The organism is Nocardia uniformis NBRC 13702 (assembly GCF_001613345.1).
In the GTDB taxonomy this organism is placed as follows: Bacteria; Actinomycetota; Actinomycetes; order Mycobacteriales; family Mycobacteriaceae; genus Nocardia; species Nocardia uniformis.
In genome coordinates this window covers 15,222-27,694 of record NZ_BDCE01000091.1, presented here as the reverse complement: position 1 = coordinate 27,694, position 12,473 = coordinate 15,222, and the positions used below count along the sequence as shown (strand labels likewise).

The following is a 12,473-nucleotide window of genomic DNA, read 5'->3' as shown; positions in this document are numbered from 1 at the left end:
AAAGTTTTGCGTTCACTGTTCGAGCGCCGCCTGCCGCAGGCGCAGGACCGTATCCACGCCGAAGAGCCACTGCCCGAGACGTTCCGAACGGGACTGCTGCCGGGCAACGGATGCGGCGGCGACCAGTTCGGGTTCGGTGACCCGGTAGGACCTGCCCTCGTGGACCGCCTCGGCGGCTCCGGCCGCCAGCACATTGCGCAGCCAGTCGGGGTTGGTGCCATAGGGCAGTGAAATCAAGAAGCTGTCTCCGGCTTCGGTAATGCCGACCGGTGTCTCGTAGGCCTTACCGCTGGATCTGCCGACGTGGCGGATCACCGAGGCAGTGGCGCCGGGCCGACCGGCGGTCTTCATGACGCGCCGGTTCGTGACGCGCCGGTTGAAGCGGCGGACGACCCCGAGCCCACGAGCGGAGCCGGTACGCATCACCACCACCAGGAATAAGAACCAGCCCAGGACCAATCCCGCCGGCGCGCCGAGGCCGATCGCAATCCATATCCACATGTCACGTCACTTTCCCTTACGTCGTAAGTCTTATGACGTAAGGGAAGCATTACAACGTAAGGCTGTCAAGAGCTGGAAACTTACGGCGTACGGTAAATTGGGTTGCTATGGTCACCGATCAACGACGCCGCCTGAGCCGAGAGCAGATATTCCATGCCGCGGTTGCCCGGGCCGACCGCGACGGAGTCGAGGCGGTCACCATGCGCAATGTCGCCACCGACCTCGAGGTCGAGGCGATGTCGCTCTATCACCACGTAGCCAATAAGGCCGAACTGCTCGACGGCATGGTCGAGGTCGTGCTGGACACGATCAACCAGGCGGTCGAACCCCTGGTCGCGGACTCACCCGCCGAGTGGAAACCGGTGCTGCGCAAGCGCATTCTCACCGCCCGCACCATCCTCCTCCGGCACCCGTGGGCCCCGGCGCTGATCGGGACGCGGTCCCCGATGATGCTCTCGCTCATCACCTATTTCGACGCGGTGATCGGGATCCTACGGCTCGGTGGCTTCTCCTACGACCTGGCCCATCACGCCATGCATGCCCTCGGCAGCCGAGCACTGGGCTTCACACAGGAACTGTTCCAATCCGCCGGAGAGCAGAGCGACGAGGAGGGAACCGCCATGCTCGCAGCCATGGCCGACCGATTCCCGAATATCGCGGGCATGATCGCCAACGATGCGAACCACGCCGACGCCGCCGATACGACCCTGGGTTGGTGTGACGATCAGAGCGAGTTCGAGTTCGGGCTCGACCTGATCCTCGACGGCCTCGACGGGTTGCGCGCCCACTCCGACGTTTCGGATAGCTGACCGCTGTCCACTCCTTCAATGATCGCGATACCGAGGCGAACCTGGAGAATATGGTGGATGAACAGACGGTGGCGCTGATCGACGCACGCCGACACGATGCGGTGATCTTCGATATGGACGGGGTCGTCACCGACAGCGCGTCCCTGCACGCGGCGGCGTGGACAGAACTATTCGACGACTACCTCTCCGAACGCGAACCCGCGGCGGGAGAGGATCATTCGCCGTTCACCCATACCGACTATCTGCACAGTGTGGACGGCAAGCCGCGCTATGACGGTGTCTCGGATTTCCTCGCGACGCGCGGAATCTCACTGCCGTGGGGTGACCCCTTCGACCCGCCGCACGCGGAAACCGTATGCGCGCTGGGCAATCGCAAGGACCGCATGTTCCTCGAACGTCTCACCCGTGACGGCGTTCCAGTTTTCGAGTCCACCGTCGCACTGGTCCGCATACTGCGAGCCGCCGATATCGGCGTCGCCGTCTTCTCCGCCAGCCGCAATTGCGCCCAGGTGCTCGAGGCGGCCGGGGTCGGTGACCTGTTCCCGGTCCGGGTAGACGGGGTCGAGGCCGAAAACCTCGGCCTGCCCGGTAAACCCGACCCGGCCATGCTGCTGGAGGCGACCCGCCGTCTCGGCGCGACACCGGATCGCACGGTCGTGGTGGAGGACGCCGAAGCGGGGGTCGAAGCCGGGCGACGCGGCGGTTTCGACATGGTGATCGGGATCGACCGCGCGGGTGACGGGGAACGGTTGCGAGTGCGAGGCGCGAATATCGTGGTCGCCGATCTGGCGGGCACGCGGGTGCACAACAGCTTCCGTCGAATGTCGGAGATCCCTGACGCACTGGACTCCTGGTCCCACATCGGCGATCTGCTCGATACCGAAAAAACCGCGATACTCCTCGATTTCGACGGGACCCTCGCCGATATCGTGCCGAACCCGGCGGATGCTCGGCTGGTGGAGGGCGCCGCCGAGGCGCTGACCGACCTGGCCACCCGGTGCCAGGTCGCCATGGTCAGTGGCCGCGATCTGGAGGAATTGCGCGAACACGTCGACCTGCCCGGCCTCTGGTACGCCGGCAGTCACGGATTCGAACTCCTCGCCCCGGACGGCACCCGGCATGTGCACGATGCCGTGCCCGGCGCCGAGCGTGCCCTCGCCGAGTCGGCTGACGAACTGCGCGGGCAGCTCTCCGGTATCACCGGAGTCATGGTGGAGCACAAACGATTCGCCGTCGCGGTCCACTACCGCAATGTCGCCGCCGCACATGTCGGCACGGTGATCACCGCCGTCAACGATATGGCGCGCCAGCGTGGCCTGCGTGCCACCGGCGGCCGCAAGGTCGTCGAGTTGCGCCCGGATGTGGACTGGGACAAGGGCACCGCCCTGCGCTGGATCCTCGATCACCTGACCGTCCCGGCCCTGCCCATCTACATCGGCGATGATTTCACCGACGAGGACGCCTTCGATGCCGTGGAATCCGATGGTCTCGCCATTGTGGTGCGGCACGCCGAGACCGGTGACCGCCGCACCGCCGCCCGCTTCGCCCTGGCCGACCCCCATCATGTCCGCGACTTCCTCGACCGGCTCGCCGCCCTGCTGCGCGACGGCGAATCCGCGGCCGCCTCCGATTCCTGGATGCTCACCTACGACGGCTACGACCCGACCCGGGAGCGGCTGCGCGAAGCCCTGTGCACCGTCGGCAACGGCTACTTCGCCACCCGCGGCGCGGCACCGGAGTCGAAGGCCGGTGAGAACCACTATCCGGGTACCTATCTCGCCGGTATCTATAATCGCCTCTTCGATGAGGTCGCCGGGCACACCATCGATAACGAGAGCATGGTGAACCTGCCGAACTGGCTGCCACTCACCTTCCGCATCGATGACGGCGACTGGTTCGATATCGACGGCACCGAAATCCTGTCCTATCGCCAGCAATTGGATCTGCGCCGCGCGGTCCTACTGCGCCGGTTCCGGATCCGTGACACCGCCGGGCGCATCACCACGGTGTGTCAGCGCCGCCTCGTCGCCATGCATCAGCCGCACCAGTGCGCGTTGGAAACCACGTATACCGCCGAAAACTGGTCCGGGACACTCATTGTGCGTTCAGTTCTCGACGCCGCGGTGCGCAATTCCGGCGTCGCCCGCTACCACGGTCTGTCCAACCGACATCTCGACCACGAGAGCACGGCCGAGCTCGGCCCCGGAGCGGTGCTACTCGGTGTGCGCACCAACCAATCCCGCATCGCGGTCGCCATGGCGGCGCGCACGAGCTTGCGCAACAACGGGGAGAGTGTGGAGGCGGCAACCGAATTCATCGACGCCGACGGCCTCGTCGGGCACCATCTGGGCCTCGAGGTAGCCGAGGGCGACACGGTGACGGTAGAGAAGATCGTCACCGTCTTCACCGGCCGCGACCCGGCGATCTCGACCCCCGATGAGGAGGCCGCGCGCTGGCTCACGGCTACCGGTGATTTCACCGATCTGCTGACCGGCCACACCGCGGCCTGGGAGCATCTATGGGCACGTTTGCGCATAGACCTCGATGACCAGGAGAACGCGCGCCGAGTCCTGCGACTGCATCTGCTGCACCTCGTACAGACGCTGTCCCCGCACACCGCCGATCTCGATGTCGGTATTCCCGCGCGCGGCCTGCACGGCGAGGCATATCGCGGCCATGTGTTCTGGGATGAGCTCTTCGTCTTCCCGGTCCTCACTCCGCGCTTCCCCGCCTTGACCCGCGCCCTACTGCACTACCGCTACCGCCGTCTCCCCGAGGCCCGCCGCGCCGCCGCCGAAGCGGGGCTGCGGGGTGCGCTGTTCCCCTGGCAGTCCGGTAGCGACGGGCGCGAGGAGAGTCAGCGCATGCACCTCAATCCCCTGTCGGGACGCTGGAATCCGGATCCGAGCAGCCGTGCCCGCCATGGCGGCAGCGCCGTCGCCTACTCCGTGTGGCAGTACTACCAGGCCACCGGCGATCTCGAATTCCTGGCCGATCGCGGCGCGGAAATACTGGTGGAGATCGCCCGCTGCTGGGTGAGCCAAGCCGAATACGACCCGGACGCCGACCGGTATCATCTGCGCGGCGTCATCGGGCCCGACGAATTCCACTCCGGCTACCCCGACGCCCCCGGCCGCGGAATCGACGACAACGCCTACACCAATGCCATGGCGGTCTGGGTGATCTTGCGCGCCCTCGACGCCCTGGAACGGCTGGCGCCGCGCACCCGCGCGCAACTGCTGGAATCGCTCGGCGTGAATCCGTCCGAGCCGCAACGCTGGGAGCATGTCAGCCGCAGGATGGCCATCCCGTTCCACGACGGTGTCATCAGCCAGTTCGCCGGATACGAGCAACTGGCCGAATTGGATTGGGAGAAATACCGGCAGCGATACGACTCCGTCGCACGTCTGGACCGCATCCTCGAAGCCGAGGACGACGATATCAACCGCTACCGCGCGGGCAAACAGGCCGATGTCCTCATGCTGTTCTATCTGCTGTCCGCCGATGAACTGCGAAATCTGTTGACCCGGTTGGGATATGACCTGCCACCTGATCTCATCCCGCGCACCGTCGACTACTATCTCGCCCGCACCTCACACGGTTCCACGCTCAGCGCACTGGTACACGCCTGGGTGCTGGCCCGGGCGAACCGCGATCGTGCGATGGAATTCTTCGGCAGCGTCCTGGACTCCGATATCGCCGATATTCAGGGCGGCACCACCGAGGAGGGTATCCATCTCGGTGCCATGGCAGGCAGCATCGATCTGGTCCAACGCTGTCTCACCGGCCTCGAAATGCGCGCCGACCGCATTATCTTCAACCCCTGCTGGCCGGAAGCACTGGGTGCCATGACCTTCCCGATCGACTATCGCGGCCACCGACTCACCGTCGAGGTAAGCGCCGTCGGCGTGGTGGTCCGGGCCGATCCCGGCAAGGTCCCCCCGATCGAGATCGAGTGTCGGGGAAAGACGGCGCAGTTGTTCCCGGGCCAGACCGTCCGGCTGGCGGACGCGGACGGTCGCGTATAGCGGCGCCCCCCGCTGCGACCGCCTTTCTCACCGTGCTCGACATCCCCGAACCTGCCCCGACCCCACCGCGCTGAGCAGCCCCGTTGTGACGGTATGCGAACATATGTTCGTGTCAGGATCCGAGACGCGCGGTGCGCGCTCCGAGCGAGCGGTGATTCTGCATGCGGATCTGGACTCCTTCTACGCCTCCGTCGAGCAGCGCGACAATCCACGATTGCGGGGTAAGCCGGTGCTCGTCGGCGGTGGCGTGGTGCTGGCGGCCAGTTATGAGGCGAAGCGGCTCGGGGTACGTACGCCCATGAACGCTGGACAGGCGCTGCGGTTGTGTCCGCACGCGATCGTCGTGCCACCGCGTATGTCGGCGTACGCGCGGGCGAGCAAGGCGGTATTCGAGATCTTCCGGGATACCACGCCGGAGGTGGAGGGGATCTCGATCGACGAGGCGTTTCTGGATGTGGGCGGGCTCTGGCGCATTGCCGGGGCGCCGGTCGATATCGCGCGCGGGCTGCGGGCGCGGGTGCGAGATGAGGTCGGGCTGCCGATCTCGGTCGGGGTGGCGCGGACCAAGTTCCTCGCCAAGGTGGCCAGTGCGGTGTCGAAACCCGATGGGCTGCTGGAGGTTCCGCCTGAGAGGGAGTTGGAGTTCCTGCATCCGCTGCCGGTGGAACGGTTGTGGGGTGTCGGGGAGGTAACCGCCCGGGAGCTGCGCGAACGCGGTATCACCAGGGTCGGGCAATTGGCCGAGCTCGGCGAAGGCCCCCTCGCGGCGGTGCTCGGACCTGCCGCCGGTCGGCATCTACACGCATTGTCCTGGGCGCGTGACCCGCGGCGCGTCGATACCGGACGACGGCGTAGATCCATTGGCGCGCAACGCGCCCTCGGACGTCACGCCCGTACTGATGCGGAACTCGAGGCATACCTGCACGGTTTGGCCGACCGGCTCGGCCGCCGCCTGCGCGCGGCCGACCGACTGTGCCGAACAGTGGTGCTGCGCTTGCGATTCGATGATTTCAGCCGTGCGACCCGATCGCATACCGTGCCACAGGCGACCGACAGCGGTGCCGTGATCCTCCAGGCGGCCCGCGCACTGCTGGCCGCCGCGCTGCCCACCATTCACGAGCGCGGGCTGACCCTCATCGGACTGTCGCTGACCAACCTCGATGATGCCGACTGCATGCAACTGTCGCTGCCCTTCGAACCTCGCCCGGAATCGACGCTCGATTCGACCCTGGACGCGCTACACGACCGCTTCGGCGCCGGGGCCGTGACACGTGCCGCTCTCCTCGGCCGCGGCGAGGGATTGTCGGTCCCGATGCTTCCCGATTGAGACACCACCCGTAATCCTGTGCGGGACAGTCGCCAACCGCCAGCTACCGTGGTCGGAGTGCGCACACCTCGAACAGATACGGCACTGCTGCTCGGCGGAGGGGCCATCTACCTCGCGGCGCTGGCGGTGTTGGTCGGCACCGGACATACGGAAGTACGCTTCTCCGCGGACGATTCCGATACGCAACCGATCTGGCTGCTGTGGATTCCCGCGATCGCCGGACTGTGCCTCGCGTGGATGGTGCCGCCCCGGGAATCCGCTGCGGATCCCTTCGCGGACACCGGCACTCGTGCCCTCACAATCCGGACGTGGCTGCTCGCCGGTGCCGCCGTGGCGTTCACAGTGGCACTGTACCTCTCTCCGGCCACGGACATCTGGTTTCTCGCGCTCAAAGCCCTGCTGCTATTGGCGATACCACTCGCGCTGCGAATCGTCACGTGGCGGGAGTGGGCGAGGTTGGATGTGCGCGGACGGTGGCTGCGACCCCTGCCCGCGGTGATCGCGTTCGTCCTGGTGGCCTCTGTGCTCAGGCCGGGATCGGAGGTCGCCACACCGGATGTGCTCACCATTGTGGTGGTGTTCCTGATCAATGCCGTCCTCGAAGAGGTGTTCTACCGGTTCTGGCTGCAGACCCGGCTCGAATCCCGATACGGCCGGTGGCCCGCGATTCTGGTCACCAGCCTGCTGTGGGCATCCTGGCATGCGGCCATCCACGGCGGCGAGGGGCTCGCTGTCGATCTCGCCGCCGTCGTACTGAATATCGGTGTCACAGGCCTGTTCCTGGGCTATCTGTGGTCGCGCCACCGGAATCCCTGGCTGAATATCGTGGTGCACGGATTCATCAACGCGCCGATCGCGATGTTCATCGCAATGGCGTGAGCGCCCCGGAGATCTGCGCGACCAGCTGCCACGGACGTCCGGTATCAGCCACGGCCTTACCGCTGGTGAGAATCGCACCCGACAGCCCGCGAGCCGGATCCGCCCAGCCGTACTGCGTCGTCAATCCACTGCGGCCGAAATGAGTTTCGGTGTTCCGCCCGAATTTCGACCGTCGCCCGCCGAGCTCATATCCCGCCGTGGAGACTCGACCCGCCGCACCCGGTATCCACCTGGCCGGCCGTACCGCCGTCCGCAAGGTTTCCGGGCGCATGATGCGGACCCCATCCAATTCGCCGCCGCGCGTGAGAATTTCATAGAACCGCGACAGCTCGTAGGCGGTGGTGACAAGGTTGCCCGACGGTAGTTCCGCGGTGAGGAATGCGCGCTCGTCGGCCGCGGAAGTGGGTCCGGACAGTCCACCGCCGAGGGCCCTGCCCGCCAGGTGTCGCCAGATACGCGACGGCCCCGGTCCGACCTTCATGCTCGGCACAACCTGGTCGACATCTTCGGGCCGGACCCCGAAATTGGTCCAGCGGAAATCGAGCGGGTCCAGCACCTGCTCGCGCAAGTGCTGACGCATCGGTTTGCCCGTCGCCCGCTGCACCAGCAGGCGCTGGATCAACCCGCTGGTCAGCGCGTGATAGACCCGAAACCGACCCGGCCGCCAACTCGGAACCAGATCGGCCAGTGCCCGCGCCGCCAACTCCTCGTCCACAACGAGTTCCGCACCTCGGTACGGGGGCGTAATGAAGGGCACGCCCGCCGAATGCGAGAGCACATGACCAACGGTGATCCGCTCCTTGCCATGGGCCGCGAACTCCGGAATGTACTGGTATACGGGATCATCCAGTGCGAACGCGCCCCGTTCGATCAGCAGGAACATCAGAGCCGCGGACACACCTTTGGCGGTAGAGAATCCGCAGAACGGTGTCTCCGTCGATACGAGCCGCTTCGGGACCTCGGGCCCGTCCTTGGGCGCATTCCCCCACCCGTGACCGATCGCCCGGTTCAGGACGATCTTGCCGTCACGCCGCAGACACACCTGGATCGCGGGTGTGGTGCCCATCCGATACCAGGCCCGCACCGACTCCCATATTGCCTCGATATCGCGCGGATTCACCCCGGCGTCCGCCGGGTCATCCTCGTGCCCGATCGACGTCACCGCATCCAGATCCGGTCCGACCAGCACCAACGTTGTCGCGTCTGGGCTCATTCGACCAGGATAGAGACGACCGCCCGGTAGACCCGTCCAGCGCGACCGAAGTCACCCGACCGGGACGTTTATCGACCTCCACTCCGGCTATGGCGCTCGTGAGAGCACGTAGTCGAAGGGAGTTGAGTCGATGGCGCTCTGTATGGCTATCGGAGCCGGGGTGGCAACGGCGTTCGCGGTGCCGGCGGTGGCCGTCGCCGGATATCAGGATCCGCAGTATCCGCAGCCGGGGTCCGGCTTGACCGCCGATACCTGTGTGATGCTGTGCGAGTCGCCGCCACCCGCGACGAGGGTATGGCACGACCCCTGTCCACCCGGGGATCCCGTTCCGCTTCACACCACTCCCGGCTGGAGCATCCGGCTGGATCAGGGTCCGGTCGAGTCACCCTTCGGGGTAATGAACGACAAGGAGTGCTGACTAGTTGCGGAAACTCGCCATTCGATCGGCCAACGAATCAGTACCCGAGCTGATGCAGCGACCCACCGTCACTTCGACATCCCGATCACCACTGCCTTTGTTTGGATTGGCATGGGATGTCGCGGTATTCGGCACGCTGAGTCATGGTTCTCCAGGAGTTCGCCCCCGTATTGTCAATGGAGTTGGGTACGGAGGTAGGGAGGTATCCGACGAGGTGGGGAAGTCTCGTCCGGGCTGTCGCCCGGCTCCGCTGCGTCGCCGCGACGGCCGGACGAGACTTCAACCACATGGCCTCGTGAAACGACTCGACCCCAGTGCGGCCCCGGTCCCTCGGCTTAGCGTCTTGTCATGACCGGGCCTTCACCAACCCCTGCACCACGGGATCCGCACTACACGCTTCCCAACGAATGGGGTTTCGCTGACGAGCGCCTCGCATTGCTGGGCGCGGCCTACGATCCGGAGAGCATCGCGCTTGCTCGGCGACTGGGTGTGGGTGTGGGATGGCGGTGCCTGGAAGCGGGAGCCGGCGGCGGGTCGTTCGCGCGCTGGCTGTGCAGTGCCACATTGCCGGGTGGTCAAGTACTCGCGGTAGACGCTGACCCACGCCACTTGACGGATCTGCCCGACCGTGGCGGCGAAGTAGCCCAGCTCGACCTCGTCGAGGACGAACTCCCCGAAGGCGCATTCGATTTCGTGCACACACGATTCGTCCTCCTGCACATTGCCCGACGAAACATTGTGCTGGAGCGACTGATCCGGGCGCTGGCGCCGGGCGGGGTGCTCGTGCTCGAGGAGGGCGACGGGCTCGGCGTCGGCAAGGAAATGCCGGGCGCGTTCGGCGAAGTCTGGCGAGCCTTCGCGCGGTCCACCGAGTCCGCGGGTGCGAATCAAGCCTGGGCCCGAAACCTGCCCACACAGCTGGAGGCGCTCGGGCTCGTCGACGTCCGAGCCGAGGCGGAGATCCCGATGTTTCGCGGTGGTTCGCCGATGGCGCGCATGTGGAACCTCACCTGGGCGCAGGCCCACGAGAACTTGGTCGTGCTCGGGGCCTCAGACGCGGTCATTGCCACCGCGCAGGCCGAGTTGGCCGACGAGCGGCGATGGTTCTATGCCCCACCGACGGTCCGCGCATGGGCCCGAGCCCCCGGCTGCCGGTGACACACTGACTCGACACGAGGCCCTAGGTCTGCCGGTTCAGCGCGGCCTGGTTGCTTTGATCATCGCCGAGTGCATACCGGCGGCGACTTCGTGGGTAGGTGTGACGTCGATGTCGGTGAAGCCCGCTGCCGTTAGTTCCGAACGGAATTCGGCGAGGGTCAGCGCGCCCGCGATACAGCCGACGTAGTCGCCGCGCGCCGCGCGGTCCTGTGGTGACAGCTGGTCTTCGGCGACCACGTCGGTGACGCCGATGCGTCCGCCGGGGCGCAGTACCCGGAAGGTTTCGGCGAAGACTGCGGGCTTGTCGACCGATAGGTTGATCACGCAGTTGGAGATTACGACGTCGATCGAGGCATCCGGGAGTGGGATGGATTCAATGACGCCCCTGAGGAATTCGACGTTCTCAACGCCTGCCTCGCGTGCATTGCTCTCAGCGAGGGCCAGCATCTCGTCGGTCATATCCAATCCGTACGCCGTGCCGGACGGTCCGACCCGGCGCGCCGAGAGCAGCACATCCAGACCCGCGCCGGAGCCCAGATCCAATACCACCTCGCCCTCGTGCAGCTCGGCGACAGCGAGTGGATTGCCGCAGCCCAGGCTCGCGGCCACCACATCCGCGGAAATGATCTCCCGTTCCTCGTCCGGGTAGAGACGTCCACCGAAGACAGCCTCGGCGGTTCCCGAACCGCACCCCGACGGATCACAGCATCCACTGTCGGAGATCTCCGAGGTCTGGATGAATCGCGTCGCGGCCGAGGCGTAGCGGTTGCGTACCGCTTCCCGCAACCGCTCACTGTCAGCACTCATGACCAACTCCAAACACTTAGTCTTGCGACATATATCGAATTTCTTTCACCCATGAGTCTCACCCACCTTTTCGACATATGTCAACGCATTCCGTAGTGTCGATCTCGTGCCCAAGACCCTGCCCGTGATCGATATGTCCACACCCGTCTGCTGCCCACCCGTGGCGACCGGGCCGATCGATGATGCCGCCGCGCTCGAAGTTGCCCTGCGACTCAAGGCGATTGCCGATCCGGCGCGGGTGAAACTGATGTCGCTACTACTCACCGATCCGGCCGGTGAGCTGACCACCGGCGACCTCGCCCGCACGGTCGGATTGGCCGAATCCACGGTCAGTCACCATCTCGGCCAACTCAAGAAGGCCGGACTGATCGAGTCCGAGCGGCGTGGCATGAATATCTATCACCGCGCGCGGCGCGATGCTCTCGCCGCACTGTGCCTCGTTCTGGATCCCAACTGCTGCACCTGAATCGCGTCCGGTCTTGTCGGCACTGCGGGAACTCATCGAAGCCGGTGTTCCCGAGTGGTTCGACTGACCGGCTAGCCGGACTGAGTATCGAGAAACTGGGCGTAACCGTCGAGGAGTCGGTCCAGAGCAAAGCTGAAGTCCATTTCCTCCCAGTTTATTTCATTGCCGAACACCTGCTGCCCAATCGCCTTCGTCAGCTCCGGATATTGCTCGGGATCGAGTACGCGTTCGAGGACCGTCGAGTACTCCTCCCCCTCGCCGCCACCGGTGAGGTCTTTGAGGAACCGGACGCGTCCGACGACGTAGAGCGAAAGATTCAGCACCAGTTGGAGTTTGAGCGAATCAGGGATGCGGGTCTCGGCGAGGCCGACCAGCGCGTTTTCGAGCCATGCCATGCTGTTCGGCCCCACCGGGGGGCGCTGCATCGGGATGTCGAGCCACCACGGATGGCGGCGGATCGCGTGAAACTCCGCCCATGCCCACGTCTCCAACGCCGTCCGCCAGGGCGTACCGGCCGCTATATCCGGGGGTAGGCCGACGGCGCGATCGGACAGCAATTCGAGCAGCGAGTCCTTATTGTCCACGTACCGGTACAGCGACATCGTGGTGAAGCCGAGTCGTTCGGCGACTCGACTCATGGACAGCGCGCCGAACCCCTCCTCATCGGCGACGGCAATGGCGGCCTCGACGATTTGATCGAGGCTGAGACCACGTTTGGGACCGCGGGCACCCGAGCCGCCCAGACCCCACAGCAGTGCCACCGACTTGGGCAGTGGTGCTTCCTTGCCGTCACGCGCGGCCATACATCCTCCAATCGTCTGCCGCCATCTTGCCTCCTTTCACAAACTGTGTACCATCCACACTATC

General features: G+C 65.5%; 10 protein-coding genes. 6 read left to right on the top strand and 4 right to left on the bottom strand.

What is annotated here, in order from left to right:
- Nucleotides 1-12 precede the first annotated feature (12 nt).
- Nucleotides 13-501 (bottom strand): nitroreductase family deazaflavin-dependent oxidoreductase, encoded by a 489-nt coding sequence (locus tag NU1_RS33170; protein WP_157553348.1) that lies wholly within the window; start codon nt 499-501, stop codon nt 13-15.
- Nucleotides 502-608: 107 nt separating this feature from the next.
- Between NU1_RS33170 and NU1_RS33165 the strand changes: the two genes are divergently transcribed.
- The 4 genes from NU1_RS33165 (at nt 609) to NU1_RS33150 (ending at nt 7,544) form a co-directional block, all read left to right on the top strand.
- Entirely contained in the window at nt 609-1,310 is a 702-nt protein-coding gene (locus tag NU1_RS33165; RefSeq protein WP_067527564.1) for a TetR/AcrR family transcriptional regulator C-terminal domain-containing protein, read from the top strand.
- Nucleotides 1,311-1,360: 50 nt separating this feature from the next.
- Entirely contained in the window at nt 1,361-5,338 is a 3,978-nt protein-coding gene (gene otsB / locus NU1_RS33160; protein ID WP_067527562.1) for a trehalose-phosphatase, read from the top strand.
- A gap of 103 nt (nt 5,339-5,441) precedes the next feature.
- Nucleotides 5,442-6,665, top strand: a complete 1,224-nt coding sequence (gene dinB, locus NU1_RS33155; protein ID WP_067527560.1) for a DNA polymerase IV — start codon at nt 5,442-5,444, stop codon at nt 6,663-6,665.
- Between the two features lie 57 nt (nt 6,666-6,722).
- Complete coding sequence (locus NU1_RS33150; RefSeq protein ID WP_157553346.1) at nt 6,723-7,544, top strand: CPBP family intramembrane glutamic endopeptidase; 822 nt, start codon at nt 6,723-6,725, stop codon at nt 7,542-7,544.
- Here NU1_RS33150 and NU1_RS33145 read toward each other — a convergent pair.
- On the bottom strand, nt 7,528-8,757 hold the full coding sequence (locus tag NU1_RS33145; protein WP_067527556.1) for a serine hydrolase: 1,230 nt from the start codon (nt 8,755-8,757) through the stop codon (nt 7,528-7,530). The two genes, NU1_RS33150 and NU1_RS33145, sit on opposite strands and share 17 nt — an antisense overlap.
- Before the next feature lie 766 nt (nt 8,758-9,523).
- Here NU1_RS33145 and NU1_RS33135 point away from each other — a divergent pair.
- Entirely contained in the window at nt 9,524-10,333 is an 810-nt protein-coding gene (locus NU1_RS33135; RefSeq protein ID WP_084522037.1) for a class I SAM-dependent methyltransferase, read from the top strand.
- Nucleotides 10,334-10,369: 36 nt separating this feature from the next.
- On the opposite strand, the gene arsM is transcribed toward NU1_RS33135, so the two are convergent.
- On the bottom strand, nt 10,370-11,140 hold the full coding sequence (arsM, locus tag NU1_RS33130) for an arsenite methyltransferase (protein ID WP_067527550.1): 771 nt from the start codon (nt 11,138-11,140) through the stop codon (nt 10,370-10,372).
- Nucleotides 11,141-11,246: 106 nt separating this feature from the next.
- On the opposite strand from arsM, the gene NU1_RS33125 reads away from it, so the two are divergent.
- The gene (locus NU1_RS33125; RefSeq protein WP_067527548.1) at nt 11,247-11,606 is read left to right on the top strand and encodes an Rv2640c family ArsR-like transcriptional regulator; all 360 of its coding nucleotides are present in this window, start codon (nt 11,247-11,249) and stop codon (nt 11,604-11,606) included.
- A gap of 71 nt (nt 11,607-11,677) precedes the next feature.
- On the opposite strand, the gene NU1_RS33120 is transcribed toward NU1_RS33125, so the two are convergent.
- On the bottom strand, nt 11,678-12,409 hold the full coding sequence (locus NU1_RS33120) for a TetR/AcrR family transcriptional regulator (RefSeq protein ID WP_067527546.1): 732 nt from the start codon (nt 12,407-12,409) through the stop codon (nt 11,678-11,680).
- Between the last annotated feature and the right edge of the window lie 64 nt (nt 12,410-12,473).